21 protein-coding genes are annotated in these 26,060 nt (G+C 63.7%); 11 read left to right on the plus strand and 10 right to left on the minus strand.

Annotated elements, in window-relative coordinates:
- Window positions 1-246 precede the first annotated feature (246 nt).
- From betI to yccS, 9 genes are all read left to right on the plus strand, one after another.
- Entirely contained in the window at window positions 247-840 is a 594-nt protein-coding gene (gene betI, locus PFLCHA0_RS28520) for a transcriptional regulator BetI (RefSeq protein ID WP_011063941.1), read from the plus strand.
- A 108-nt stretch (window positions 841-948) separates the two neighbouring features.
- Window positions 949-2,421 carry a betaine-aldehyde dehydrogenase gene (betB, locus tag PFLCHA0_RS28525; RefSeq protein WP_011063942.1) on the plus strand — a complete coding sequence of 491 codons (1,473 nt, stop codon included), beginning with the start codon at window positions 949-951 and terminating at the stop codon, window positions 2,419-2,421.
- A gap of 135 nt (window positions 2,422-2,556) precedes the next feature.
- Complete coding sequence (betA, locus tag PFLCHA0_RS28530; protein ID WP_015637324.1) at window positions 2,557-4,260, plus strand: choline dehydrogenase; 1,704 nt, start codon at window positions 2,557-2,559, stop codon at window positions 4,258-4,260.
- 229 nt (window positions 4,261-4,489) lie between these two features.
- Window positions 4,490-5,932 (plus strand): TldD/PmbA family protein, encoded by a 1,443-nt coding sequence (locus tag PFLCHA0_RS28535; RefSeq protein ID WP_015637325.1) that lies wholly within the window; start codon window positions 4,490-4,492, stop codon window positions 5,930-5,932.
- Window positions 5,932-7,269 (plus strand): TldD/PmbA family protein, encoded by a 1,338-nt coding sequence (locus tag PFLCHA0_RS28540; RefSeq protein ID WP_015637326.1) that lies wholly within the window; start codon window positions 5,932-5,934, stop codon window positions 7,267-7,269. The genes PFLCHA0_RS28535 and PFLCHA0_RS28540 overlap by 1 nt, the downstream gene beginning before the upstream one ends.
- Window positions 7,270-7,305: 36 nt before the next feature.
- Window positions 7,306-8,736: a multidrug transporter subunit MdtD gene (gene mdtD, locus PFLCHA0_RS28545; protein ID WP_015637327.1), complete on the plus strand. Its 1,431-nt coding sequence runs from the start codon at window positions 7,306-7,308 to the stop codon at window positions 8,734-8,736.
- A 244-nt stretch (window positions 8,737-8,980) separates the two neighbouring features.
- Entirely contained in the window at window positions 8,981-10,318 is a 1,338-nt protein-coding gene (gene dbpA / locus PFLCHA0_RS28550; RefSeq protein ID WP_230493580.1) for an ATP-dependent RNA helicase DbpA, read from the plus strand.
- 61 nt (window positions 10,319-10,379) lie between these two features.
- Entirely contained in the window at window positions 10,380-11,558 is a 1,179-nt protein-coding gene (locus PFLCHA0_RS28555; RefSeq protein WP_011063948.1) for a BaiN/RdsA family NAD(P)/FAD-dependent oxidoreductase, read from the plus strand.
- 229 nt (window positions 11,559-11,787) lie between these two features.
- A complete protein-coding gene (gene yccS / locus PFLCHA0_RS28560) occupies window positions 11,788-13,980 on the plus strand; it encodes a YccS family putative transporter (RefSeq protein ID WP_015637328.1) in 2,193 nt (730 codons plus the stop codon).
- A gap of 86 nt (window positions 13,981-14,066) precedes the next feature.
- Here the strand turns inward: yccS and PFLCHA0_RS28565 are convergent, their stop codons facing one another.
- Window positions 14,067-14,804 (minus strand): substrate-binding periplasmic protein, encoded by a 738-nt coding sequence (locus PFLCHA0_RS28565; protein WP_011063950.1) that lies wholly within the window; start codon window positions 14,802-14,804, stop codon window positions 14,067-14,069.
- A 277-nt stretch (window positions 14,805-15,081) separates the two neighbouring features.
- Here PFLCHA0_RS28565 and PFLCHA0_RS28570 point away from each other — a divergent pair, with 277 nt between their 5' ends.
- Window positions 15,082-15,534, plus strand: coding sequence for a GNAT family N-acetyltransferase (locus PFLCHA0_RS28570; RefSeq protein ID WP_015637329.1), 453 nt, complete (start codon window positions 15,082-15,084; stop codon window positions 15,532-15,534).
- A gap of 3 nt (window positions 15,535-15,537) precedes the next feature.
- Here the strand turns inward: PFLCHA0_RS28570 and PFLCHA0_RS28575 are convergent, their stop codons facing one another.
- From PFLCHA0_RS28575 to PFLCHA0_RS28585, 3 genes are read right to left on the minus strand one after another with little or no spacing between them, the layout of a single operon-like run.
- A complete protein-coding gene (locus tag PFLCHA0_RS28575; protein ID WP_011063952.1) occupies window positions 15,538-15,834 on the minus strand; it encodes a winged helix-turn-helix domain-containing protein in 297 nt (98 codons plus the stop codon).
- Window positions 15,835-15,857: 23 nt separating this feature from the next.
- Window positions 15,858-16,370, minus strand: coding sequence for a YgjP-like metallopeptidase domain-containing protein (locus PFLCHA0_RS28580; RefSeq protein ID WP_015637330.1), 513 nt, complete (start codon window positions 16,368-16,370; stop codon window positions 15,858-15,860).
- A gap of 42 nt (window positions 16,371-16,412) precedes the next feature.
- Window positions 16,413-18,536: a putative bifunctional diguanylate cyclase/phosphodiesterase gene (locus tag PFLCHA0_RS28585; protein WP_015637331.1), complete on the minus strand. Its 2,124-nt coding sequence runs from the start codon at window positions 18,534-18,536 to the stop codon at window positions 16,413-16,415.
- 316 nt (window positions 18,537-18,852) lie between these two features.
- On the opposite strand from PFLCHA0_RS28585, the gene PFLCHA0_RS28590 reads away from it, so the two are divergent.
- Entirely contained in the window at window positions 18,853-19,524 is a 672-nt protein-coding gene (locus tag PFLCHA0_RS28590) for a polysaccharide lyase family 7 protein (protein WP_011063955.1), read from the plus strand.
- Between the two features lie 161 nt (window positions 19,525-19,685).
- Here PFLCHA0_RS28590 and fba read toward each other — a convergent pair whose 3' ends face one another.
- The 6 genes from fba to tkt all read right to left on the minus strand — a co-directional run bounded on the left by fba (window position 19,686) and on the right by tkt (window position 26,016).
- Window positions 19,686-20,750: a class II fructose-bisphosphate aldolase gene (fba, locus tag PFLCHA0_RS28595; RefSeq protein WP_003229012.1), complete on the minus strand. Its 1,065-nt coding sequence runs from the start codon at window positions 20,748-20,750 to the stop codon at window positions 19,686-19,688.
- Window positions 20,751-20,960: 210 nt separating this feature from the next.
- Window positions 20,961-21,290: an MliC family protein gene (locus PFLCHA0_RS28600; RefSeq protein ID WP_011063956.1), complete on the minus strand. Its 330-nt coding sequence runs from the start codon at window positions 21,288-21,290 to the stop codon at window positions 20,961-20,963.
- 60 nt (window positions 21,291-21,350) lie between these two features.
- A complete protein-coding gene (locus PFLCHA0_RS28605; protein WP_015637332.1) occupies window positions 21,351-21,572 on the minus strand; it encodes a hypothetical protein in 222 nt (73 codons plus the stop codon).
- A 32-nt stretch (window positions 21,573-21,604) separates the two neighbouring features.
- Complete coding sequence (locus PFLCHA0_RS28610; protein WP_011063958.1) at window positions 21,605-22,768, minus strand: phosphoglycerate kinase; 1,164 nt, start codon at window positions 22,766-22,768, stop codon at window positions 21,605-21,607.
- 17 nt (window positions 22,769-22,785) lie between these two features.
- On the minus strand, window positions 22,786-23,865 hold the full coding sequence (epd, locus tag PFLCHA0_RS28615; protein ID WP_011063959.1) for an erythrose-4-phosphate dehydrogenase: 1,080 nt from the start codon (window positions 23,863-23,865) through the stop codon (window positions 22,786-22,788).
- Window positions 23,866-24,018: 153 nt separating this feature from the next.
- Window positions 24,019-26,016 (minus strand): transketolase, encoded by a 1,998-nt coding sequence (gene tkt / locus PFLCHA0_RS28620; RefSeq protein ID WP_011063960.1) that lies wholly within the window; start codon window positions 26,014-26,016, stop codon window positions 24,019-24,021.
- Window positions 26,017-26,060 lie beyond the last annotated feature (44 nt).

The raw sequence follows: 26,060 nt of genomic DNA on the forward strand, positions 1-26,060 counted from the left end.
CCCGGAGCGTCCTGCCCCTTCAACACGTGTGCTCTCTTGCCGGTCCACGCTATGCCGCGTGTAAGTTTCGGGCATTTTCGGAGGTCGTTTTTCCGCCATCTGCGAGCAGGAGAAACTCCCCAGGCAGCGACGATTTGTCGCAGATCTTATTCTTTGTTGATTGAACGTTCAATCAAAACAAAATAGACTGGCCCACAAGTCGACGGGCGTCATACGCCAATCGACAGGCCTAAGGAGAGGTATCAGATGCCCAAGGTCGGTATGCAACCCATACGCCGCCAGCAATTGATCGAAGCCACGCTGCAAGCGGTCGATCAGGTCGGAATGGGGGACGCCAGCATTGCGCTGATCGCCCGTTTGGCCGGTGTCTCGAACGGCATCATCAGTCACTACTTTCGGGACAAGAACGGCCTGATCGCAGCGACGATGGGTTACATCATGAGCATGCTCAACGAAGGCGTCAGAGCACGCCGCCAGGCCCTGACGGACGACAGCCCGCGCGCTCATCTGAAAGTGATCATCGAGGGCAACTTCGATGCCAGCCAGGTGAACGGCCCGGCAATGAAAACCTGGTTGGCCTTCTGGGCTTCCAGCATGCACCAGCCCGATTTGCACAGGTTGCAGCGGATCAACGACCACCGCTTGTATTCCAACCTGTGTTGCCAGTTCCGCCGTGCCCTGCCGCTCTACCATGCGCGCAAGGCAGCCCGCGGCCTGGCGGCCTTGATCGACGGTTTGTGGCTGCGTGGTGCCTTGTCGGGTGATGCATTCGACACCGACCAGGCGATACGGATCGCTTACGAATACATGGATCTACAACTGGCTAAGCAGGAGCGCTAGAGCACAAAAGAGACGCTCGGCCCCTGAACCGCCACTGATCAGCGCGCCCCGAACTTAGGGGCATGCCCGGTGGTCAAGCCCACTACTTAATGCACTTGCGAGGACACTATGGCCCGTTTCGAACTGCAAAAACTCTACATCGACGGCGGCTACACCGATGCCGGCAGCGACGCCACTTTCGATGCCATCAACCCGGCCAACGGTGAAGTTCTCGCACAAGTGCAGCGTGCGACCAAGGAAGACGTTGAACGCGCCGTGGTCAGCGCCGAGAAAGGCCAGAAGATCTGGGCCGCCATGACCGCCATGGAGCGTTCGCGCATCCTGCGCCGCGCCGTGGAAATCCTCCGCGAGCGCAACGACGAACTGGCCGCCCTGGAAACCCTGGACACCGGTAAGGCGTTCTCCGAAACCAAGTACGTGGACATCGTCACCGGCGCCGACGTGCTGGAATACTACGCAGGCCTGGTACCGGCCATCGAAGGCGAGCAGATCCCGCTGCGCACCACTTCCTTCGTCTACACCCGTCGCGAGCCCCTGGGCGTAGTGGCCGGTATCGGCGCGTGGAACTACCCGATCCAGATCGCCCTGTGGAAATCCGCACCGGCCCTGGCGGCCGGTAACGCGATGATCTTCAAGCCGAGCGAAGTGACCTCGCTGACCACCCTGAAACTAGCCGAGATCTACACCGAAGCCGGCCTGCCGGATGGCGTGTTCAACGTCCTGACCGGCAGCGGCCGCGAAGTCGGCACCTGGCTGACCGAGCACCCGCGCATCGAGAAGGTCTCCTTCACCGGCGGCACCGACACTGGCAAGAAGGTCATGGCCAGCGCTTCCAGCTCCTCGCTGAAAGACGTGACCATGGAACTGGGCGGCAAGTCGCCACTGATCATCTTCGACGACGCCGACCTGGATCGCGCCGCCGACACCGCCATGATGGCCAACTTCTACAGCTCCGGTCAGGTCTGCACCAACGGCACTCGCGTGTTCGTGCCGAGCCACCTGAAAGCCGCTTTCGAAGCCAAGATCGCCGAGCGCGTTGCACGCATCCGCATCGGCAACCCGGAAGACGAAAACACCAACTTCGGCCCGCTGGTCAGCTTCCCGCACATGGAAAGCGTGCTGGGCTACATCGCCAAGGGTAAAGAAGAAGGTGCCCGTGTACTGTGCGGCGGCGAGCGCCTGACCGACGGCGAATTCGCCAAGGGAGCCTTCGTTGCACCGACCGTGTTCACCGACTGCACCGACGACATGACCATCGTCCGTGAAGAAATCTTCGGCCCAGTGATGGCGATCCTGACTTACGAAACCGAAGAAGAAGTGATCCGCCGCGCCAACGACACCGACTTCGGCCTGGCTGCCGGCCTGGTCACCAAGGATCTGAACCGCGCTCACCGCGTGATTCATCAGCTCGAAGCCGGTATCTGCTGGATCAACGCCTGGGGCGAGTCCGACGCCAAGATGCCGGTTGGCGGCTACAAGCAGTCGGGCGTGGGCCGTGAGAACGGCATCAGCTCGCTGAACAACTTCACCCGCATCAAGTCGGTGCAGGTCGAGCTGGGCGACTACGCCTCGGTGTTCTAAGCAGCTGTCAGCTACAAGCGGCAGGCCCAGGCAACAGCCTGGCTTGCCGCCTGCTCCCCATTCAATGCCAAGCCCGCTTCGCTGCCTTCCCTGCAGCTTGAAGCTTGAGGCTTGCAGCTCTCCACGGAGGCTCCAATGGCCCAAGAATTCGATTACATCATCATCGGTGCCGGCTCTGCCGGTAACACCCTGGCGACCCGTCTGACTGAAGACGAAGGCGTCACCGTCCTGCTGCTGGAAGCCGGCGGCCCGGACTACCGTTTCGACTTCCGCACCCAGATGCCGGCGGCACTGGCGTTCCCCCTGCAAGGCCGGCGCTACAACTGGGCCTACGAGACCGATCCTGAGCCACACATGGACGGTCGTCGCATGGAATGCGGTCGCGGCAAGGGCCTGGGCGGCTCGTCGCTGATCAACGGCATGTGCTACATCCGCGGCAACGCCATGGACTACGACGGCTGGGCCAAGCTGCCGGGCCTGGAAGACTGGACCTACCTGGATTGCCTGCCGTATTTCCGCAAGGCGGAAACCCGTGACATCGGCCCCAACGACTACCACGGCGGCGAAGGCCCGGTCAGCGTGACCACGCCCAAGGCCGGCAACAACCCGTTGTTCCACGCCATGGTCGAAGCCGGCGTGCAGGCCGGTTACCCGCGTACCGAAGACCTGAACGGCTACCAGCAGGAAGGCTTCGGCCCGATGGACCGCACCGTGACCCCCAAAGGTCGTCGCGCCAGCACCGCCCGCGGTTACCTGGACACCGCGAAAAAGCGTTCGACCCTGACCATCGTCACCCACGCCCTGACCGACAAGATCCTCTTCGAAGGCAAGCGCGCCGTGGGCGTGAGCTACCTGCAAGGCAGCACTGAAGAGCGCGTGGAGGCCCGTGCGCGCAAGGAAGTCATCGTCAGCTCCGGCGCCATCGCCTCGCCGCAATTGCTGCAACGTTCCGGCGTAGGCCCCCGCGCCCTCCTGGAAAGCCTGGACATCCCGGTGGTTCACGACCTGCCGGGCGTGGGCGAGAACCTTCAGGACCACCTGGAACTGTACCTGCAGTACGCCTGCACCCAGCCGGTGTCGCTGTATCCATCGCTGCTGTGGTGGAACCAGCCGGCCATCGGTGCCGAGTGGCTATTCAACGGCACCGGCATCGGCGCCAGCAACCAGTTCGAAGCCGGCGGCTTCATCCGTACCCGCGAAGAGTTCGAATGGCCGAACATCCAGTACCACTTCCTGCCGGTAGCGATTAACTACAACGGCAGCAATGGTGTGAAAGAGCACGGCTTCCAGGCGCACATGGGCTCCATGCGCTCGCCGAGCCGTGGCCGCGTGCAGCTCAAGTCCAAGGACCCGCGCCAACACCCGAGCATCCTCTTCAACTACATGGCCACCGAGCAGGACTGGCAGGAATTCCGCGACGGCATCCGCCTGACCCGTGAAATCATGCAGCAGCCGGCCCTGGATCCTTTCCGCGGCCGCGAGATCAGCCCGGGCATCGAGGTGCAGACCGACGAGCAACTGGACAAGTTCGTCCGCGAGCACGCCGAGACCGCCTTCCACCCATCCTGCTCGTGCAAGATGGGCACCGACGACATGGCTGTAGTGGATGGCCAGGGTCGCGTGCATGGCATGCAAGGCCTGCGCGTGGTGGATGCCTCGATCATGCCGATCATCACCACCGGCAACCTCAACGCGCCGACGATCATGATGGCCGAGAAAATCGCCGACAAGATCCGTGGCCGCCAGCCACTGCCACGCAGCACCGCGGCCTACTACGTAGCCGGTGAAGCCCCGGTACGTGGCAAGCCGATGCGCGATGTGACTCCCGCCGCGCAGTAAGCCTGACGGGCGCCGACCGCAAGGGTCGGCGCCCTTTTTCTCTTCCCTTCATTCCCTCAGAACTACTTCCTTGATCGCAGCCTTCGGCAGCGGCTACAGTTCTGCAACTTGCACATCCCCTTTCGCCCCCGCGCCCATCAGCACCTATACCTGTAGGAACCGCCGGGCGGTGTTCCGTTTGCTGGCGAAACGCGTCGACCCGCTATCGCGCCTCACAAGGAGGTCCTCCATGTTCGACTTTCACCCCCAGCTCAAGCAGCGCTTCGCTGCCTTGCGCACGGGCGCCGAATTCTTTTCCCTGCGTTATGTCCGCGAGTCGGACCAGTACCTGTCGGTGCGCAAGAACGTCGCCGAGCCGCCGAGCCTGGGCCGAGACGAAGGGGCGATGCTGACCGTGCGGGTGCGCGGCGTGGAAGCCTACGCCGCCACCAACGACCTGTCGCAAAGCGGCCTGCAGGCCGCCCTGGAGCGCGCCGAGCAGCAGGCCCGGGTCATCGCCGCCCATGCCCTGCTGGACCTGCGTGAGCAACCGGTCTCCAGCCACCGCGCGGACTATTTCTCGCCCAACCTGGAGCAGCCCTTCCCCTCCCTCAGCGACTGCTATCAGCTGCTGGGCGATGAGTCGGCCTCGGTGCCCAAGGATGAACGCCTGGTGAACTGGCAGGTGGGCATCGGCGTGACCCAGGTCGAACAGATCTACCTCAACAGCGCCGGCGCCGAGCTGCGCCAGGCCCAGCGTTTCGTCTACCCGGGCCTGGACGTGACCGCCTACGACGGCAGCGACAGCCAGACCCGCAGCCTCGGCCGGGAGAACTTCGGCCAGCAGGGCGCCGGCGATGTGATCAGCCGCTGCGGCCTGCTGGGGGCCGCGCCGCGGGTCGCCGACCAGGCCCTGCAACTGCTGCTGGCGCCCAATACCCCCCAGGGCCCGCGGGACCTGCTGCTGATGCCGGACCAGATGATGCTGCAGATCCACGAATCCATCGGCCATCCCCTGGAGCTGGACCGCATTCTCGGCGACGAGCGCAATTACGCCGGCACCAGCTTCGTCAAACAGCAGGATTTCGGCCGTCTGCAATACGGCTCCTCGCTGCTCAACGTGACTTTCGACCCGCAGATCCCCGAGGAACTGGCCAGCTACAGTCACGACGACGACGGCACCGCGGCCAGCAAGCAGTTCCTGATTCGCGAGGGCCTGCTGGTACGCCCCCTGGGCAGCGCCCTTTCGCAATACCGCAGCGGCCTCGACGGCGTTGCCAACAGCCGCGCCAGCAGTTGGAACCGTGCACCGATCGACCGCATGGCCAACCTCAACATCGAGCCCGGCGACCAGCCGCTGGAGCAAATGATCGGGCACATCGAGCACGGCATCCTGATGTCCACCAACCGTTCCTGGTCCATCGACGATGCGCGCAACAAGTTCCAGTTCGGCTGCGAATGGGGCCAGTTGATCGAGAACGGCGAACTCCGGGGCGTGGTCAAGAACCCCAATTACCGGGGGATTTCCGCGCAGTTCTGGCGCAACCTCAGCGCGGTCGGCGACCGCAGCACCTTCCAGGTGCTGGGCACACCCAACTGCGGCAAGGGCGAGCCCAACCAGGTGATTCGCGTCGGCCATGCTTCGCCGGCCTGCGTATTCAGCAAGATTGATGTATTTGGAGGAGACGCCTGATGACCAGGACAGCCGATCAGGCCCAGCCATTCAAGGCCTTGGTGCAGTGGCTCAAAGACGCGCTGCGCGAGACCGAGCAGTTCACCCTGAGCTACGCCGCCGAAGCCTCGGAGTTCATTCGCTTCAACCACGCCAAGGTGCGCCAGGCCGGGCAGGTGCAACAGGCCAGCGTGCATTTCAAGCTGATCGACAATGGCCGCCACGCCGACCTCAGCATCACCCTGAGCAATGACCCCGAGGTGGATCGCCAGCGCCTGGCCGATGGCCTGCAACAACTGCGCGAGACCCTGCCGCTGCTGCCGGCCGACCCGTACCTGATGCTCAACCACACCCATTGGCAAAGCCATCACGTGCAGGACCAGCCGCTGCCCGGCAGTGAGCAGGTGGTGGAAGAAATCGGTCGCGCCGGCGCCGGCCTGGACCTGGTGGGCATCTACGCTGCCGGCCCCATCAGCCGTGGCTTCGCCAGTTCCGGCGGGGCCTTCGGCTGGCACCAGGCCAACAGCTTCAACTTCGATTTCAGCCTGTTCCACGAAAACGGCGAGGCGGTGAAGGCCAGCTACGCTGGGCACGCTTGGGACAGCCAGGCCTTCGCCCTGCGCTTCCAGCAGGCCCGGGAGCAGCTGGAGTTCCTTGGCCGGCCACTGCGCACCCTGGCGCCCGGGCAGTACCGGGCCTACCTGGCGCCGGCGGCCCTGGAGGAGATCATGGGCATGCTGGCCTGGGGCGGCTTCTCGGCCCAGTCGATCGCCAGCAAGCACAGCCCGCTGCAGAAGCTCTATGCCGGTGATGCCGCGCTGAACCCGCTGGTGTCGCTCGACGAACAGGTCAGCGGTTCCCTGAGCCCGGCGTTTTCCGACGAAGGCTACCCGCGCAGCGACCTGTCACTGATCGCCGCGGGCAGCGCCAATGCCCAACTGATCAACTCCCGCAGCGCCGCCGAATACGGCCTGACCACCAATGGTGCCGGCAGCGGCGAGTACCCCAGTGCACTGAACATGGCCGCGGGGCGGTTGTCCCAGCAGGAGATCCTCAAGCAGCTGGGCACCGGGCTGTACATCAGCAACCTGTGGTACCTGAACTACTCGGACCTGCCCGCGGCGCGCCTGACCGGCATGACCCGCTTCGCCACCTTCTGGGTGGAGAACGGCGAGATCCAGGCGCCGGTGAGCACCATGCGCTTCGATGACAGCGTCTACAGCCTGCTGGGCTCGCAGCTGGAGGCCCTGACCGAGCAACGCGAGCTGCTGCTGTCGGCCAGTACCTACAGCCAGCGCCAGACCGCTTCGATGCACTTGCCCGGAGCGCTGGTCAGCCGCCTGACCCTGACCCTGTAGAAACCGCCTTCAAACCTGAACTCACCCAGAGGTCCCATGCCCGAACGCGCGCCACTCGATGCCACCACCGCCCGCTGGCTGCCCTGGGTGGTGGCCATCGCCTTCTTCATGCAGTCCCTGGACGGCACCATCCTCAATACCGCCCTGCCGGCCATGGCCCAGGACCTGGCGGAAAACCCGCTGCGCATGCAGGGGGTGATCATCGCCTACATGCTCACTGTGGCCCTCTTGATCCCGGCCTCGGGCTGGATCGCCGACCGCTTCGGCACCAAGCGGATCTTCTTCGGCGCCATCTTGCTGTTCAGCATCGGTTCCCTGCTCTGCGCCCTGTCCAACACCCTGACCCAGCTGATTGGCGCCCGGGTGATCCAGGGCCTGGGCGGTGCGCTGATGCTGCCGGTGGGACGGCTGGTGGTGCTGCGTGCCTACCCGCGTTCGGAACTGGTGCGGATCATGGGCTTCATCACCATTCCCGGGCTTCTGGGGCCGCTGATCGGCCCGACCATGGGCGGCTGGATGGTGCAGTACCTGACCTGGCACTGGATCTTCCTGATCAACCTGCCGGTAGGCGCCGTTGGCTGCTATGCGGTGTGGCGTTTCATTCCCGACCTGCGCGGCAGCGAGCGCACACGCTTCGACAGCCTGGGCTTTGTGCTGTTCGGCGCGGCGATGGTGCTGATCACCATCGCCATGGAAGGCCTGGGGGAACTGCACCTGCCGCACTTGCGGGTGATGTTGCTGCTGTTCGGCGGGCTGGCCTGCCTGGCGGCCTACTGGCTGCGGGCCGTGCACACCGACAACCCGCTGTTCGCCCCGTCACTGTTCAAGGTGCGGACCTTTGCCGTGGGCATTCTGGGTAACCTGTTCGCCCGCCTGGGCAGCGGCGCCCTGCCGTTCCTGGTGCCCCTGCTGCTGCAAGTGGCCCTGGGCTATTCACCGTCCCAGGCGGGGATGAGCATGCTGCCCCTGGCGGCCGCGGCAATGCTGGCCAAATCCATCGCCCGGCCACTGATCGAGCGCCTGGGCTACCGCATCGTGCTCACCGGCAACACCCTGGCCCTGGGCATCATGCTGGCCAGTATGGGGCTGGTCAGCGAACAGACGCCCTACCCGCTGCTGCTGGGCATGCTGGCGGTGCTGGGGGCGATCAACTCGCTGCAGTTCACGGCGATGAACACCGTGACCCTGATCGACCTCGACGATGCCGCCGCCAGCAGCGGCAACAGCCTGCTGTCGGTGGTGGCGCAACTGTCCCTGAGCCTTGGGGTGGCCTGTGCCGGCGCGCTGCTGGGCGGCTTTACCGCTGAGTTGGGCAACGATGGCGTGGACACCGTGCTCGGCGCCTTCCAACTGACCTTCCTCACGGTAGGCATCATGGCGATGCTGGCGGCGGCGATCTTCCTCCAGCTGTCGCCCACCGATGGCCGGCGCGCGCGCAAGCTCGAGGAGCAGCACATCGAACACTGAACCCACGCACCTCCCCCCGTAGGAACCGGCTTGCCGGCGAAGAGGCCCCCGGGCCCTGCGCCAACCTCGCGGCCGCTTTCGCTGGCAAGCCAGCGCCTACACAAAACCGCCCCTGCACGGCTGCTCGTCCAGAATTTGCAGGTTGTGGGAGCGGGACTGATACACTGCGCGACATTTTGTTTTGCAGGCCAGTCCCGTGACCACCATTGCCACCGCTTTTAATACTTTGCCCCTGTCTCCCGCCATGCTGGCTAACCTCGACTCCCTCGGTTATGCCCAGATGACGCCGATCCAGGCGCAGAGCTTGCCGGTGATCCTCAAGGGCATGGACCTGATCGCCCAGGCCAAGACCGGCAGCGGCAAGACCGCGGCCTTCGGCATCGGCCTGCTGAACCCGATCAACCCGCGCTACTTCGGCTGCCAGGCCCTGGTGATCTGCCCGACTCGCGAGCTGGCCGACCAGGTGGCCAAGGAAGTGCGCCGGCTGGCTCGCGCCGAAGACAACATCAAGGTCCTGACCCTGTGCGGCGGCGTGTCGTTCGGGCCACAGATCGCCTCCCTGGAGCACGGTGCGCATATCATCGTCGGCACCCCAGGGCGTATCCAGCAGCATCTGCGCAAGGGTTCGCTGGTGCTCGACGGCCTGAACACGCTGGTGCTCGACGAAGCCGACCGCATGCTCGACATGGGCTTCTACGACGCCATCGAAGACATCATCGAAAAGACCCCGTCGCGCCGCCAGACCCTGCTGTTCTCCGCCACGTACCCGGTGGGCATCAAGCAACTGGCGTCGAAATTCATGCGCGATCCGCAAACGGTGAAAGCCGAAGCGTTCCACGACGATACGCAGATCGAGCAGCGCTTCTACGAGATTTCACCGGAAGAGCGCATGAGCGCAGTGACCAAAGTCCTGCACCACTTCCGCCCGGCCTCCTGTGTGGCGTTCTGCTTCACCAAGCAGCAAGTGCAGGAAACCGTCGATCACCTGACCGCCAAAGGCATCTCCGCTGTCGGCCTGCACGGCGACCTGGAGCAGCGTGACCGCGATCAGGTGCTGGCGATGTTTGCCAACCGCAGCACATCGGTACTGGTCGCCACCGACGTTGCCGCCCGTGGCCTGGACATCGATGCGCTGGACATGGTGATCAACGTCGAGCTGGCCCGCGATTCGGAAATCCACATTCACCGCGTTGGCCGTACCGGTCGCGCTGGCGAGAAAGGCATCGCGGTCAGCCTCGTCGCACCGTCCGAAGCCCATCGCGCGCAAGCCATCGAACAACTGCAGAAAGCCCCGTTGAACTGGGATCAGGTCGATAACCTCAAGTCCCAGGGCGGCGCCCCGCTGCAGCCACCGATGAGCACGTTGTGCATCGCCGGCGGGCGCAAGGACAAGGTACGTCCGGGGGATATTCTCGGCGCACTGACCGGCGACGCCGGCATCCCGGGCGCCCAGGTCGGCAAGATCGCGATCTTCGACTTCCAGTCGTATGTGGCGGTTGAGCGCACCGTGGTCATGCAGGCGCTGCAGCGCCTGAACAACGGCAAGATCAAGGGCCGTTCGCTGCGCGTGCGCGTCCTCTAACCCCACTGCTTGACCTGTAGCCTCTGCCGCAGGGTCGTTCGCTCCTAATGAGGACACCGTTTTGCGTTCTACCGAAGTCGTGATCATTGGCGCCGGCGCCGCCGGCCTGATGTGCGCCCTGACCGCGGCCGGCCGGGGCCGCCAGGTATTGCTGCTGGACCACGCCAACAAGGCCGGCAAGAAAATCCTGATGTCCGGCGGTGGCCGCTGCAATTTCACCAACATGTACACCGAACCGGCCAACTTCCTGTCGCAGAACCCGCACTTCTGCAAATCGGCCCTGGCGCGCTACACCCAGTGGGACTTCATCGGCCTGGTGGCCAAGCACGGCGTGCCCTACCACGAGAAGAAACTCGGTCAGCTGTTCTGCGATAACAAGTCCAGCGACATCCTCGGCATGCTGCTCGACGAGTGCGATCAGGTCGGCGTGGAGCTGCGCCTGGACACCTCGATCCAGACCATCGAAAAGGTCGAAAGCGGCTACCTGCTCGACACCACCCTCGGCCAGGTTCAGTGCCAATCGCTGGTGATCGCCACCGGCGGGCTGTCGATCCCGACGCTGGGCGCCACCGGCTTCGGTTATCAGGTGGCCAAACAGTTCGGCCACGAACTGCTGCCGACCCGTGCCGGCCTGGTGCCGTTCACCATCACCGACCAGCTCAAGGAACTGTGCAGCGAGCTGTCGGGGACCTCGGTGGATTGCCTGGTGAGCTGCAACGACCAGAGCTTTCGCGAGAACATCCTGTTCACCCACCGCGGCCTCAGCGGCCCGGCGATCCTGCAGATTTCCTCCTACTGGCAGCCCGGCGACAGCGTCGAGATCAACCTGCTGCCGGACCACGACGCCCTGGGCTGGCTGCAACAGCAGCAGGCCGAGCGCCCCAACAGCGAGCTCAAGACCCTCCTGGGGGAGATCTTCACCAAGAAGATGGCCGGCCTGCTGGCCGACCACTGGTTCGTCTCCAAGCCGATGAAGCAGTACACCCCGGCGGAGCTGGCGGACGTGGCGCAGAAACTCGGCAGCTGGCAACTGGTACCGGCGGGCACCGAGGGCTACCGCACCGCCGAAGTGACCCTGGGCGGCGTCGACACCCGGGAAGTTTCGTCCAAGACCATGGAATCGCTGAAGAGCCCGGGGCTGTATTTCATCGGTGAAGTGCTAGACGTCACCGGCCACCTGGGCGGCTTCAACTTCCAGTGGGCCTGGGCCTCGGGCTACGCGGCGGCCCAATACGTCTGAGCCGCTGCGTGTCCCTGTAGCCGCTGCCGCAGGCTGCGAACGACCCGAAGGGGCGCGGCGATCCAATGTCCGCTGAGGTCCTGCGGACCTGTCGCAGCCTGCGGCAGCGGCTACAGGTGTCCGACCGGCAACGGCAACAGAATTTGCCGGCCGATGTGACGACGGCATTGCGCCGTCGTCAATACTGGCTCAATTTAGCTGCATCGCCCCGGAAGGCCTGCCCTACTCCATGTCCTCGACCTCTTTTCGCCAATCCCTGCGCCGCCTCTGGGCGCTGGATAAATTCAGCTACAGCGTGCGGGTGTTCATCGCCCTGACCGGCAGCATGGCGCTGTGCTGGTATCAGGATGAAATGGCCCTGCTGATCCCGCTGTTCCTCGGCATCATCGCCAGCGCCCTGGCGGAAACCGACGACAGCTGGCAAGGCCGGCTCAATTCCCTGGCCGTAACCCTGGTGTGCTTCAGCATTGCCGCGCTGTCGGTGGAACTGCTGTTCCCCTACCCCTGGATCTTCGCCATCGCCCTGGCCCTGGCCAGCTTCGGCCTGACCATGCTGGGGGCGCTGGGCGAACGCTATGGCGCCATCGCCTCGGCGACCCTGATCCTCTCGGTCTACACCATGATCGGCGTCGACCAGCGCGGCGGCGCGGTGATCGATTTCTGGCACGAGCCGCTGCTGCTGGTGGCCGGCGCCGCCTGGTACGGCCTGCTGTCGGTGCTGTGGCAGGCGCTGTTTTCCAACCAGCCGGTGCAGCAGAGCCTGGCCCGGCTGTTTCGCGAACTGGGTTACTACCTCAAGCTCAAGTCCTCTCTGTTCGAGCCCATCCGCCAGCTGGACGTGGAGGCCCGGCGCCTGGAACTGGCCAAGCAGAACGGCAAGGTGGTGGCGGCCCTCAACGTCGCCAAGGAAATCATCCTGCACCGGGTGGGCAACGGCCGGCCGGGGTCGAAGGTCAGCCGCTACCTGAAGCTGTACTTCCTGGCCCAGGACATTCACGAGCGCGCCAGCTCTTCCCACTACCCGTACAACGCCCTGACCGAGGCGTTTTTCCACAGCGACGTGCTGTTCCGCTGCCAGCGCCTGCTGCGCCAGCAGGGCAAGGCCTGCCGTGCCCTGGCCGAATCCATCCAGTTGCGCCAGCCGTTCGTCTATGACGCCACCTTCGCCGAGGCCCTGGGCGACCTGCACGCTTCCCTGGAACACCTGCGGATCCAGAGCAACCCGGCCTGGCGCGGGCTGTTGCGCTCATTGCGAGCCCTAGCGGCCAACCTCGGCACCCTCGACCGCCTGCTCAGCGACGCCAGCAACCCCGACGCCCTGGCGGACGCCACCGACAGCAGCTTGCTGGACCGTTCGCCACGCAACTTCAAGGATGTCTGGACCCGCCTGCGCACCCAGCTGACGCCAACCTCGCTGCTGTTCCGCCATGCCCTGCGCCTGCCCCTGGCGCTGAGCATCGGCTACGGCATGGTGCATTTGATCCACCCTTCCCAGGGTTACTGGATCATCCTCACCACCCTGTTCGTCTGCCAGCCCAACTACGGCGCTACCCGGCGCAAGCTGGGCCAGCGGATCATCGGCACCGCTATCGGCCTGACCATTGCCTGGGCGCTGTTCGACCTGTTCCCCAGCCCCTTGGTGCAGTCGCTGTTCGCCATTGCCGCCGGGGTGGTGTTCTTCACCAACCGCACCACCCGCTACACCCTGGCCACGGCGGCCATCACCCTGATGGTGCTGTTCTGCTTCAACCAGGTGGGCGACGGTTATGGGCTGTTCCTGCCGCGGCTGTTCGATACCCTGCTGGGCAGCCTGATCGCCGGGCTGGCGGTGTTCCTGTTCCTGCCGGACTGGCAGGGCCGGCGCCTGAACAAGGTGCTGGCCAACACCCTGACCTGCAACAGCATCTACCTGCGCCAGATCATGCAGCAGTACGCCGCCGGCAAGAGCGACGACCTGGCCTACCGCCTGGCCCGGCGCAACGCCCACAACGCCGACGCCGCGCTGTCCACCACCCTGGCCAACATGCTCATGGAACCCGGGCATTTCCGTAAGGAAGCGGACGTGGGCTTTCGCTTCCTGGTGCTGTCCCACACCTTGCTCAGCTACCTCTCGGGCCTGGGCGCACACCGCGAAACCCGGCTGCCGGACGAGGTTCGCGAGCACTTGATCGAAGGCGCCGGGGTCAGCCTGGCGGCCAGCATCGACGAGATTGCCCAGGGTCTGGCCAACAAGATCCCGATCGATATCCAGAGCGATGCCGAAGAAGCCCTGGCCAATGAGCTGGAGCAGATGCCCGACGAGGTCGACGAAGGCCAGCGCCTGGTGCAGACCCAACTGGCGCTGATCTGCCGTCAGCTGGGCCCGTTGCGGACCCTGGCGGCGCATCTGATCAAGGACACCAGCGACAACGCAAAACCGTAGGAGCCGGCTTGCCGGCGAAAGGGGCCGCAAGACTCATGCACGGTCCGGAGTCGCTTTCGCTGGCAAGCCAGCTCCTGCATCTTCGGTTACATGCCGTGCTGGCGCAGCAGGCGGTCGTAGCTGCCGTCAGCTTTCATGGCAGCGATTTCCTTGTCGAACCTGGCCACGATCTGCGCATGCTCGGGGTTCTTCAGGCTGACCAGGATATGCAGGCTGTTCTCGCTCAGGGGCTTGGGCAGGAACTCCACCGCATTGCGTACCCGCGGTGACTCCCGGGCCAAGTAGTAGCGGGCCACGTATTCGTCTTCCAGGGTCAGCTTGACCCGATCCGCCGCCAGCATGCGCACCGCCATGGCGAAGTTGTGCACCGGCACCTTCTGCAGGTCGGGGTCATTGTCGAATTCGGGGGAATAGGCGTAGCCACGCACCACTGCCACCGGGTACTCATGCAGCTGCTTGAGGTTGCTGTATTCCAGCGGCGCGTCCTTGCGCTTGATGAAGCGCACGCGGTTGACCATGTATTCCGCGGAGAACTGCCCCAACTGGGTGCGCTCTTCGTTGTACCAGGCATTCACCAGCACGTCGTAGCGCCCCTCGCCGATGCCCAGCAGGGCCCGGGCCCAGGGCACCTGCTCGAATTCGCTGGAATAGCCGGCGCGGGACAGCGCGGTGCTGACAATGTCGGTGGCCACGCCGCCATTGACCAGGGTCGCGTCGGTAAAGGGTGGCCAGGCATCGGCGACCAGCCGCAGCCTTTCGGCAAAAGCGCTCTGGCCCAGCAACAGCAATCCGATCAAAGCCAAAGCTCGATGCAGTCGCAGCATGCTAATAGATCCTTAGCGGGCCCTGGGCCCAGCGCGTTCCAGCCCATACTCCAGGGTCGCGGCCTGTGCGGCACAGGTCGGCCCAGCTCCTAACATTAGCTCATCAGAACCCATGCACAGGTCTTGAAAACAGATTACACAAAGAAGACAAATACCAGTGATCTCAGTAGTGGCATTTTGACCCATCTCACAGAAACAATTTCTGCGTGACAACCGGCAAGACATCCCGTGGCGATGTGCTTACTATTTCGCGCAGCACTCAATACAGGATATGAAGATGACCATCGAATGGGTCTGCAAACACCACACCGACCTGGGCAAGGAACAGTTGTACGCGATTCTGCAATTGCGCACCGAAGTCTTCGTGGTGGAACAGAAATGCCCTTATCAGGAAGTCGACGGCCGCGACCTTGAAGGCGATACCTGCCACCTGATGGCCTGGGACGGCGACCGGTTGCTGGCCTACCTGCGCCTGCTGGACCCGACTTCCCAGGGCGGCGATGTGGTCATCGGCCGCGTGGTCATCGCTGAACAGGCCCGTGGCCAGGGCCTGGGCCACACCCTGATGGAGCAGGCGCTGAAGCAGGCCGAGCGGCACTGGCCGCAAACGCCGATCTACCTCTCGGCCCAGGCTCATCTGCAGGCCTATTACGGCCGCTACGGTTTCGTGGTGGCGGGCGAAGCATACCTGGAGGACGATATTCCTCACATCGGCATGCGTCGCTCCTGAGCCTCAGGGATAGCCCAGCACGGCCTTGATCTGCCGCAGGTTGGGCTCGATCCAGCCCTTGTCGATGGCGCCCCAGTTGTGGATCCGGTAACGCCCGGCATGGTTGCGCGCGCCGTCCTGCTGCTCGAACTCGCAGAGGATGTCCAGGTCCGCCAGGGCCGCGATGGTGTCCTGGGCGGTGCGCCGTGGCATGCCGGTGACCTCGGTCAGCGCCGGCACGCTGCTGGCCAGGCCGCTGTCGATCAGGTACGCCACATACAGGCGGCGGTAGAAACTGCTCTTGGTCTTGCTCACATCCATCGCCCACTCCTTGCCTTCAGGGGTTAATCCGGCGCTCCCGCCTTGCCTTGCAGGTCGCGCCAGGTCAGGTAGACCCGCAGGTCGAACTCCAGCTGGTGATAGCCCGGCAGCATATGCTCGCAGAGCTTGTAGAACGCCTTGTTGTGATCCGACTCCTTGAAGTGGGCCAGCTCGTGCACCACGATCATCTGCAGGAATTCCGGCGCCGCCTCCTTGAACAGCGAAGCGATGCGGATCTCTTTCTTGGCCTTGAGCTTGCCGCCCTGCACCCGGGAAACCGTGGTATGCAGGCCCAGGGCACGGTGGGTCAGGTCCAGACGGTTGTCGAACAGCACCTTGTCGATGGCCGGCGCATTGCGCAGGTATTCCTGCTTGAGCTCCAGAGCGTAGCTGTACAGCGCCTTGTCGCTCTGTACAGCGTGCCGGCCCGGGTAACGCTGGCTCAGGTAGTCGCCCAGGCGCTGTTCATCGATCAACTGGCGCACTTGCTGCTGCAAGGCAACGGGATAGGCCTGGAGGTATTTGAGTGCGGTCATGAAGGGGCAACGCAGGGCATAAAAGGCGCCAGTGTAGCGAATTCAGGCCTGTAGCGCGCTCCAGTCAAAGGGCTGGGCAAACTGGCTGGCGATACTGGCGGTCAGCGGCCGAGCCACCAGGAAACCTTGCACATACTCGCAGCCATTGGCCTTGAGCCACTGGTATTGCTCGAGGGTTTCCACGCCCTCGGCGATCACCAGCAGGTCGAACTGCTTGCACAGGTCGATCACGCACCGGGCAATGGCGGCATCCCTTGGCGAGGTCAGCAGGCGGGCGATCAGGTGGCGATCGAGCTTGAGGGTGTCCAGTTGCAGGTCACGCAGGTAGGCCAGGCAACAACTGCCCGAGCCGAAATCGTCCAGGGCCACCCGCACCCCCAGCTGACGCAGGAGCTGCAACTGTTTGCGGGTGTCATCCAGGTTCTGGGTCAAGGCGGCCTCGGTAACCTCCACCTCCAGTTGGCGCGGTTGCAGGCCATGGCGCGACAGCACCTGACGCAGCTCGGCCACCAGGTTGGGCATGTTGAACTGGGTGGCACTGAGGCTGACGCCCAGCACCAGGTCGGGGCTGAACACCTGCTCCCAGTCCTTGCGCTGGGCCGCGCCCTGTTGATAGATCCAACTGCCCAGGCGGCTGATCAGCCGTGCCTCCTCAAGCAGGGGCAGGAACAGCCCCGGAGGCACGTCGCCCACACTCGGATGACGCCAGCGCAGCAAGGCTTCGAAACCGCGCAGGCGCCCGTCGGCAATGGCCACCTGGGGCTGGTACACCAGGGTGAATTCCTTGCGCTCCACGGCGCTGCGCACGCTTTCCTCGAGCATCAGCCGCGAACGGGCGCGGCCATTCATCTCGTGATCGTAGTAGCGGTACTGCTGGCGGCCGGCGCGCTTGGCTTCGTACATGGCGATGTCCGCCGCCCGCAACAGGCCGTCCAGGTTGGAGCCGCAGTCGGGGTAGATGGCGATGCCGATACTCGCCCCCAGCACCACCTCCAGGCCATCGATCTGCTGGTTGATGGACAGGCGTTCGATCAGCTTCTCGGCGATCTTCGCCGCCTGCTCGGGGAAGCTCAGCTCCAGCAGCGCGGTGAATTCGTCGCCGCCCATGCGCCCGAGAATGTCGAAGGAGTGCAGGCAGTCCTTCAGTTGTTCGGAAACCCAGCGCAGCACCCGGTCGCCGGCGTCGTGCCCCAGGGAGTCGTTGACCCGCTTGAAGCCGTCGAGGTCCAGGTAGAGCAGGACCAGGGACTTTCCCGAGCGGTCGCTGCGCAGCAGGATGTTTTCCACCGTCTGATAGAAGCCGCGGCGGTTGAGCAGGCCAGTCAGCGGGTCGGTCACGGCCTGGTATTCCAGTTGCTGGTGCAGGTGACGCACTTCGGACATGTCCAGCAGGGTGACCACCATTGCTTTCTGGTCACTGGGCAAGGGCGCACAGGACAAGGCCACGCTGATCAACTGGCCGGGCACGGTGCGCATCTGAGCGTCGTGCAGGCGATAGGTTTCGCCCCGGCGATAACAGGCGTAGAGCTCGGAGCCGCTCCAGTCGGGAACGTGGGGCTTTTGCAGGTAGTCGAGAAAGGGCGAGCCTTCCAGTTCCTTGACCTGGGCATTGAGCAGGCGCGAGACCGCCGGATTGGCGAAACGCACGCACCCGCCCTCGTCCACCACCAGGATGCCCTCGGCAGCGTTGTCCAGCACCGAGGCATTGAAGGCCCGTGCCACCTCCAGGTCGTGGCTGAGGTGCTGCAGGGCCCGGCGGTTGCGCTGATGCTCCAGCAGGGCCTGGACCTTGGGCTTGAGAATCTGTGGGTCGAACGGCTTGAACAGGTAGTCCACGGCGCCACTGGCATAGCCCTTGATCACAGCGTCCTGAGACTGTTCGTTGGCGGTGAGAAAGATGATCGGGGTCAGCCGGGTACGTTGGCTGCCACGCATCAGGCGGGCGACTTCGAAGCCATCCATGCCGGGCATCTGTACATCCAGCAACACCAGGTCCACTTCATGTTCGAGCAGCAGGCCCAGGGCCTCGACCCCCGAGGCGGCGGTCATCACCTGCCAGTCCTGGCGCTGCAACAGAGCACGCATGCTGAGGAGGTTTTCAGGATAGTCATCGACGATCAGAAGAGTGGAGTGGCCTTCGGCTGCCTCTGGTTGCACGCATTCCATGCTGCTTCTCTTGTCTGTAATAAGACTGAACGGATTTAAAAACCCGGTAAAACCTGAGGTTTCACTCTAGACCCGGATCCTCAAAAGCAGAAGCAGTCAGCACGCCATCACTTCGCCAATGGCCGCAGCTCCCGACTAACGGTCACAGAGTTGCCGCATAAGAACCGGGATAGATGGCATTTCGACATTTTGCTGACGCCATATATCCGCCATACGGGCCTCGCCAAGCGCCGCTTCTGCGCTATAAAGACCCCCTAAGAAGCGCAGGCTAAAGCCTTCGGCCACCTGCATCAGTCATGCCTTGCGGAAAACCACCATGATCGACCTGGCAACCTGGAACCTCAGCGTTCCCGTCGGCAGCCCGCCGGCGACCATCGACACCCCGACACTGGTCAAGGGGTTCAAGGACCAGTATTTCCACTCCGATACCGGCACCCTGTTCTTCTGGTCGCCGGTGACCGGCTCGAAAACCGAGAACGCCATCTACCCGCGCACCGAGCTGCGCGAGACCTACTCCAACGGCACCTTGCGCAACTGGACCTACCCCGAAGCGGACAACCTGCTGTACGCGACCCTGGCGGTGAACCAGGTGCCCTCCTCGGGCAAGATCGTCATCGGCCAGATCCACGCCTACAACAGCACCAAGCCGCTGGTGAAGGTCGAGTACCAGTACAAGACCAGCAAGGGCAGCGGCAACATCGTGGCCAAGGTGCGCCTGCACCCGGACGACGAGGAAGGCCGTGTCATCACCATTGCCGAGAACGTGCCCATGGACCGGGAGTTTTCCTACCTGATCCACCTGAGCCCGGGCGGCGCCCTGGGCGTCAGCGCTGCCGGCTATCAGTGGGACAGCCAGTTGAGCGCGACCTGGCGCGACAAGCCGCTGTACTTCAAGGCCGGGGTTTATGTGCAGGACAACACCGGCTATACCAGCGAAGGCGGCAAGGTGACCTTTTCCAAGCTGGACATCGACCACAACAAGACCTGACCCCCCTCCCTGCGTAGGAGCCGGCTTGCCGGCGAAGGCGCCCTTGAGCCCGGCATCCGCCCAAAGGCGCTCTTCGCGGGCAAGCCAGCGCCTACGAAGGCAAGAGCTTCGAATACAAAAAAGCCCGCATCGCTGCGGGCTTCTTCGTTCGACGCTTAGGCTCAGTTGACCTTGGCGTTCAGCTCACCCTTGAGGTAACGCTGGAACATGGCTTCCAGGGAGATCGGCTTGATCTTCGAGGCGTTGCCGGCGGTGCCGAAGGCTTCGTAACGGGCGATGCAGACATCGCGCATGGCGGTCACGGTGGCGCCGAAGAACTTGCGCGGGTCGAACTCGCTGGGGTTGGTGGCCATCAGGCGGCGCATGGCACCAGTGGACGCCAGGCGCAGGTCGGTGTCGATGTTGACCTTGCGCACGCCGTACTTGATGCCTTCGACGATTTCTTCAACCGGCACGCCGTAGGTTTCCTTGATGTCGCCACCGTACTGGTTGATGATCGCCAGCCACTCTTGCGGCACCGAAGAGGAACCGTGCATCACCAGGTGAGTGTTGGGGATGCGCTTGTGGATTTCCTTGATACGGTCGATGGCCAGTACGTCGCCGGTAGGCGGCTTGGTGAACTTGTAGGCGCCGTGGCTGGTACCGATGGCGATGGCCAGGGCATCCACCTGGGTCTTCTTGACGAAGTCCGCGGCTTCTTCCGGGTCGGTCAGCATCTGGCTGTGGTCCAGCACGCCCTCGGCGCCAATACCGTCTTCTTCACCGGCCATGCCGGTTTCCAACGAACCCAGGCAGCCCAGTTCGCCTTCTACCGACACGCCGCAGGCGTGAGCCATGGCTACGGTTTGCTGGGTAACACGGACGTTGTATTCGTAGTCGGTCGGGGTCTTGCCGTCTTCACCGAGGGAGCCGTCCATCATGACCGAGGAAAAGCCCAGTTGGATGGAGCGCTGGCAGACGTCAGGGCTGGTGCCGTGGTCCTGGTGCATGCACACCGGGATATGCGGAAACTCTTCGATGGCAGCCAGAATCAGGTGACGCAGGAAAGGCGCGCCGGCGTATTTGCGGGCGCCGGCCGAAGCCTGGACGATCACCGGGGAGTCAGTCTTGTCAGCGGCTTCCATGATGGCGCGCATCTGCTCAAGGTTGTTGACGTTGAAAGCTGGAACGCCGTAGCCGAACTCGGCTGCGTGGTCCAGCATCTGGCGCATGCTGATGAGTGCCATTGTGTGTGTGTCTCCCGGTCGAGGGTCGTTAATCGTGCAAGCCTGCCGTAGCGGCGACTGCTATTCAAGTGATTGCAGATCGGGGGTCAACCCGCTCTGTTCCATTCGTTAAAACCAAATTTCTACAGCCATGCAGGAGCCGGCTCGCCGGTGAAAGGGGCCTTGAACCTTGCACAGGTCTGGAGGCCGCCTCCGCTGGCAAGCCAGCCCCTACATGGCCTTGCAGCCGCGGCCGATCAGGTCATTGGTGGCGACCCAGTAGACCAGGCCCTCCTCGCCCTTGACGTGAAACGCCAGCATGTCGTCGCTGTACAGCGAGCCCGAACCGCTGGGCTCAAGCTTCAGGCGGCGTACCTGGTCGTCGCCCCCCAGGCGCACGTCGACGGCCTTGCGGCTGTCGTCGGTGTAGCGCCAGAGCACCTGGGCCTGGCTGTCGCAGGTCCAGGTGGTCCAGTTGTCAGTGGTCGGCGACTTGAGCAGGTTCAGGTTGGCACAACCTGCCAACAAGCCCAGCATCGCCACGGCGATCAAACCTTTCATCAATGTTCCTCGGCAGGCGGCCAACAGGCCCCGGCGCGTTGCGTTAACCCATCTGACCCGTCAAGGGCAACCCTGTTCCCTGGCCTTTGACGGCGTCTCGTACTTCTCCAGGCCCTCAGGGCCCAGGCGCTTGTTGATCACCGGAGCCGTCTCGGCCTGCCAGTCAGCCTGGTAGCAGCCTTTCTGCACCTCGCCGGCATCCTCCGCAGGCGTTGCCTTGGGGGCACTGGAGCAGCCCGCCAGCAACGCCACGGCGACCAACAGTGGCAACGTCTTGACCATCAGAACACTCCTTTGCCCGGCCAATCGAGGCCTCAGGCCTTGGCCCGGGCTTCCAGGACTTCAACCGCCGGCAGCACCTTGCCCTCGACGAACTCGAGGAAGGCGCCGCCACCGGTAGAAATGTAGGAGATCTGCTGGGCTACGCCATATTTGTCGATGGCTGCCAGGGTGTCGCCGCCGCCGGCAATGGAGAACGCGGCGCTGTCAGCGATGGCCTGGGCCAGGACCTTGGTGCCATTGCCGAACTGGTCGAATTCGAACACGCCCACCGGACCGTTCCAGAGGATGGTCCTGGAGGATTTCAGCAGTTCGGCGAACTGCGCGGCAGTCTGCGGGCCGATGTCGAGAATCATGTCGTCATCGGCCACATCGGCGATCAGCTTGACGGTGGCCGCAGCGCTCTCGGCAAATTCCTTGGCCACCACCACGTCCACCGGCAGCGGTACGCTGACCTTGGCGGCGATGGCGCGAGCGGTGTCCAGCAGGTCCGGCTCGTACAGCGACTTGCCCACCGGATGCCCGGCAGCGGCGAGGAAGGTATTGGCGATGCCGCCACCGACGATCAACTGGTCGCAGATCTGGCTCAGGCTATTGAGCACGTCCAGCTTGGTCGACACCTTGGAGCCGGCAACGATGGCCGCCATCGGCTTGGCCGGGTTGCCCAGGGCCTTGCCCAGCGCGTCCAGCTCAGCGGCCAGCAAAGGACCAGCAGCAGCCACTTTGGCGAACTTGGCCACGCCATGGGTCGAACCCTCGGCGCGGTGCGCGGTGCCGAAGGCGTCCATCACGAACACGTCGCACAGGGCGGCGTATTGCTGGGCCAGCTCGTCGGCGTTCTTTTTCTCGCCCTTGTTGAAGCGCACGTTCTCGAACAGCACGATGTCGCCGGCCTTGACCTCGACACCACCCAGGTAGTCGGCCACCAGCGGTACTTCGCGACCCAGGGCGCGGCTCAGGTAGTCGGCTACCGGCTTGAGGCTGTTCTCGGCGGAAAACTCGCCTTCGGTCGGGCGGCCCAGGTGCGAGCAGACCATCACTGCCGCGCCTTTTTCCAGGGCCAGCTTGATGGTCGGCAGCGAAGCCAGGATTCGCGCATCGCTGGTGACAACACCGTCCTTGACTGGGACGTTGAGGTCTTCACGGATCAGCACGCGCTTACCTTGCAGATCGAGGTCGGTCATCTTCAACACGGTCATGGGTCGCAATTCCTGGGTTACTGTTCTTCAGAAACAGAGAGTTGAGTGTCAGTGCGTGGAGCGGCTGTGTGCAGGTAGTGCCCAGCTACGTCCAGCATTCGGTTGGCAAAGCCCCATTCGTTGTCGAACCAGGCCAGGATGTTCACCAGCCGGGGGCCGGAAACACGGGTCTGACTGGCATCGACGATCGCCGAATGGGGATCATGATTGAAATCACAGCTGGCATGCGGCAGCTCGGTGTAGGCCAGCAGGCCCTTGAGCGGACCGCTGGTGGCGGCCTCGCGCAGGATCCGGTTGACCTCGGTGGCGTCGGTATCGCTCACGGTCTGCATGGTGATGTCCAGGCAGGACACGTTCACCGTCGGCACCCGCACTGCTTTGGCCTGAATTCGCCCGGCAAGTTCCGGCAACAGGCGCTCGATACCCCGCGCCAGACCGGTGGACACCGGGATCACCGACTGGAAGGCCGAACGGGTACGCCGCAGGTCTTCATGGTGATAGGCGTCGATCACCGGCTGGTCGTTCATCGCCGAGTGAATGGTGGTGATCGATACGTACTCCAGGCCAATGGCCTGATCCAGCAGGCGCAACAGCGGCACGCCGCAGTTGGTGGTGCAGGAGGCGTTGGACACCAGCCGTTCGTCGCCGCTCAGGCAGTCCTGGTTCACCCCATAGACGATGGTGGCGTCGACATCCGCCTCGCTGGCCATCGGCTGGGAGAACAGCACCCGCGGCGCGCCGGCGTCGAGGAAACGCTGGCCGTCTTCGCGGGTGTGGTAGGCACCGGAGCATTCCAGCACCAGATCGACGCCCAGGGACGCCCAATCGATGCCTTCGGGGGTGGCACTGCGCAACACTTTCACGCAGTTGCCATTGATATGCAGACAATCGCCATCGACCTTCACCTCACCGGGAAAACGCCCGTGGGTGGAATCGAAGCGTGTCAGGTATTCAACGCTGGCCATGTCGGCCAGATCGTTGATGGCAACGATCTCGAACCCGGCCGCAGCCCCTCGCTCGAACAGAGCACGCAAGACGCAACGACCAATCCGGCCGTAGCCGTTGAGTGCAACTTTGTAGGGACGCGGTTGAGGCATGGGGTTCTCAATGACCGGTGGTGAAACCATCAGCTTCGTGCTGCCTGCGCCATCGTCATCGCGAGCAAGCTCGCCCCCACAAGGACGGTATACATCCCTGCAGGAGCGAGCTTGCTCGCGATTGCGTCAGTACAGACAACCCGGCTTCCGGGTTTAGTCTTCCAGCAACTCTTCGGCCTGGCCCAGGATGTTGTCCAGGGTGAAGCCGAACTCTTCGAACAGTGCCGAAGCCGGAGCCGATTCGCCGTAGGTGGTCATGCCGATCACGCGACCTTCCAGACCCACGTACTTGAACCAGAAGTCGGCATGAGCCGCTTCGATCGCGATACGTGCGCTGACCTGCAGCGGCAGAACCGATTGCTTGTAGCCAGCGTCCTGAGCATCGAACACGCTGGTGCAAGGCATGGAAACCACGCGCACCTTGCGGCCTTGCTCGGTCAGTTTGTCGTAGGCCTGAACGGCCAGGCCGACTTCCGAACCGGTGGAGATCAGGATCAGTTCAGGCTCGCCTGCGCAGTCCTTCAACACATAGCCACCGCGGCTGATGTCGGCGATCTGGCCGGCATCGCGGGTTTGGTGCTGCAGGTTCTGACGCGAGAAGATCAGCGCCGAAGGGCCGTCTTTACGCTCCAGCGCGTTCTTCCAGGCCACCGCCGATTCAACGGCATCGGCCGGGCGCCAGGTGTCCAGGTTCGGCGTGGTACGCAGGCTGGTCAGTTGCTCGATCGGCTGGTGCGTCGGGCCGTCTTCGCCCAGACCGATGGAGTCGTGGGTGTAGACATGGATCACACGCTTCTTCATCAGCGCCGACATGCGCACTGCGTTGCGGGCGTATTCCATGAACATCAGGAAGGTCGCGCCGTAAGGCACCAGGCCGCCGTGCAGGGCAACGCCGTTCATGATGGCGGTCATGCCGAACTCGCGCACGCCGTAGTACATGTAGTTGCCGCTGGCATCTTCAGCGCTGACACCCTTGCAACCTTTCCACAGGGTCAGGTTGGAACCGGCCAGGTCGGCCGACCCACCAAGCACTTCCGGCAGCAGGGGGCCGAAAGCATTCAGGGTGTTCTGGCTGGCTTTGCGGCTGGCGATGGTTTCGCCCTTGGCGGCCACTTCGGCGATGTAGGCGTCGGCCTTCTCGGCGAAGTCGGCAGGCAGGTCACCGCTCAGGCGACGTACCAGTTCGTTGGCTTCGGTTGGGAAGGCAGCGGAATAGGCCGCGAAACGCTGGTCCCACTCGGCTTCGGCAGCGCGACCTTTTTCCTTGGCATCCCACTCGGCATAAATGTCGGCCGGGATTTCGAACGGACCGTAGTTCCAGTTCAGCGCCTGGCGGGTCAGGGCGATTTCCGCGTCGCCCAGTGGGGCGCCGTGGCAATCTTCCTTACCCTGCTTGTTCGGCGAACCGAAACCGATGGTGGTCTTGCAGCAGATCAGGGTCGGCAGCGGGCTCTTGCGCGCGGTGTCGATGGCGGTCTTGATCTCTTCCGGATCGTGGCCGTCGACGTTGCGGATCACTTGCCAGTTATAGGCTTCGAAACGCTTGGGCGTGTCGTCGGTGAACCAGCCTTCGACTTCGCCGTCGATGGAGATGCCGTTGTCATCGTAGAAGGCGATCAGCTTGCCCAGGCCCAGGGTGCCGGCCAGGGAAGCGACTTCGTGGGAAATGCCTTCCATCATGCAGCCATCACCCAGGAACACGTAGGTGTGATGGTCGACAATGTTGTGGCCTGGACGGTTGAACTGCGCCGCCAGGACTTTCTCCGCCAGGGCAAATCCCACAGCGTTGGCCAGGCCCTGGCCCAGCGGGCCAGTGGTGGTTTCCACGCCTGGGGTGTAACCGAACTCCGGGTGGCCCGGGGTGCGGCTGTGCAGCTGGCGGAAGTTCTTCAGGTCATCGATCGACAGGTCGTAGCCGGTCAGGTGCAGCAGCGAGTAGATCAACATCGAGCCGTGGCCATTGGACAGCACGAAGCGGTCGCGGTCGGCGAAGGATGGGTTGCTCGGGTTGTGCTTCAGGTAGTCACGCCAAAGTACTTCGGCGATATCCGCCATACCCATAGGGGCACCTGGATGGCCGCTGTTGGCTTTTTGCACGGCATCCATGCTGAGGGCACGAATGGCGTTGGCACGCTCACGACGGCTTGGCATCGCTGATCTCCTGGGGATTGAATAAAACGAAACGGAAAAAAGGC

The sequence above is a fragment of the Pseudomonas protegens CHA0 genome, from assembly GCF_000397205.1.
In the GTDB taxonomy this organism is placed as follows: Bacteria; Pseudomonadota; Gammaproteobacteria; order Pseudomonadales; family Pseudomonadaceae; genus Aquipseudomonas; species Aquipseudomonas protegens.

Excerpts from the sequence above, each read along its gene's own strand:
- PFLCHA0_RS28590 (WP_011063955.1), top strand. The coding sequence starts at position 18,853 with ATGATCGACCTGGCAACCTGGAACCTCAGCGTTCCCGTCGGCAGCCCG.
- dbpA (WP_230493580.1), top strand. The coding sequence starts at position 8,981 with ATGCTGGCTAACCTCGACTCCCTCGGTTATGCCCAGATGACGCCGATC.
- PFLCHA0_RS28535 (WP_015637325.1), top strand. The coding sequence starts at position 4,490 with ATGTTCGACTTTCACCCCCAGCTCAAGCAGCGCTTCGCTGCCTTGCGC.
- PFLCHA0_RS28540 (WP_015637326.1), top strand. The coding sequence starts at position 5,932 with ATGACCAGGACAGCCGATCAGGCCCAGCCATTCAAGGCCTTGGTGCAG.
- betI (WP_011063941.1), top strand. The coding sequence starts at position 247 with ATGCCCAAGGTCGGTATGCAACCCATACGCCGCCAGCAATTGATCGAA.
- betA (WP_015637324.1), top strand. The coding sequence starts at position 2,557 with ATGGCCCAAGAATTCGATTACATCATCATCGGTGCCGGCTCTGCCGGT.
- PFLCHA0_RS28565 (WP_011063950.1), bottom strand. The coding sequence starts at position 14,804 with ATGCTGCGACTGCATCGAGCTTTGGCTTTGATCGGATTGCTGTTGCTG.
- PFLCHA0_RS28575 (WP_011063952.1), bottom strand. The coding sequence starts at position 15,834 with ATGGATGTGAGCAAGACCAAGAGCAGTTTCTACCGCCGCCTGTATGTG.
- PFLCHA0_RS28580 (WP_015637330.1), bottom strand. The coding sequence starts at position 16,370 with ATGACCGCACTCAAATACCTCCAGGCCTATCCCGTTGCCTTGCAGCAG.
- PFLCHA0_RS28605 (WP_015637332.1), bottom strand. The coding sequence starts at position 21,572 with ATGGTCAAGACGTTGCCACTGTTGGTCGCCGTGGCGTTGCTGGCGGGC.
- fba (WP_003229012.1), bottom strand. The coding sequence starts at position 20,750 with ATGGCACTCATCAGCATGCGCCAGATGCTGGACCACGCAGCCGAGTTC.
- PFLCHA0_RS28610 (WP_011063958.1), bottom strand. The coding sequence starts at position 22,768 with ATGACCGTGTTGAAGATGACCGACCTCGATCTGCAAGGTAAGCGCGTG.
- mdtD (WP_015637327.1), top strand. The coding sequence starts at position 7,306 with ATGCCCGAACGCGCGCCACTCGATGCCACCACCGCCCGCTGGCTGCCC.
- epd (WP_011063959.1), bottom strand. The coding sequence starts at position 23,865 with ATGCCTCAACCGCGTCCCTACAAAGTTGCACTCAACGGCTACGGCCGG.
- PFLCHA0_RS28570 (WP_015637329.1), top strand. The coding sequence starts at position 15,082 with ATGACCATCGAATGGGTCTGCAAACACCACACCGACCTGGGCAAGGAA.
- tkt (WP_011063960.1), bottom strand. The coding sequence starts at position 26,016 with ATGCCAAGCCGTCGTGAGCGTGCCAACGCCATTCGTGCCCTCAGCATG.
- yccS (WP_015637328.1), top strand. The coding sequence starts at position 11,788 with ATGTCCTCGACCTCTTTTCGCCAATCCCTGCGCCGCCTCTGGGCGCTG.
- betB (WP_011063942.1), top strand. The coding sequence starts at position 949 with ATGGCCCGTTTCGAACTGCAAAAACTCTACATCGACGGCGGCTACACC.
- PFLCHA0_RS28600 (WP_011063956.1), bottom strand. The coding sequence starts at position 21,290 with ATGAAAGGTTTGATCGCCGTGGCGATGCTGGGCTTGTTGGCAGGTTGT.
- PFLCHA0_RS28585 (WP_015637331.1), bottom strand. The coding sequence starts at position 18,536 with ATGGAATGCGTGCAACCAGAGGCAGCCGAAGGCCACTCCACTCTTCTG.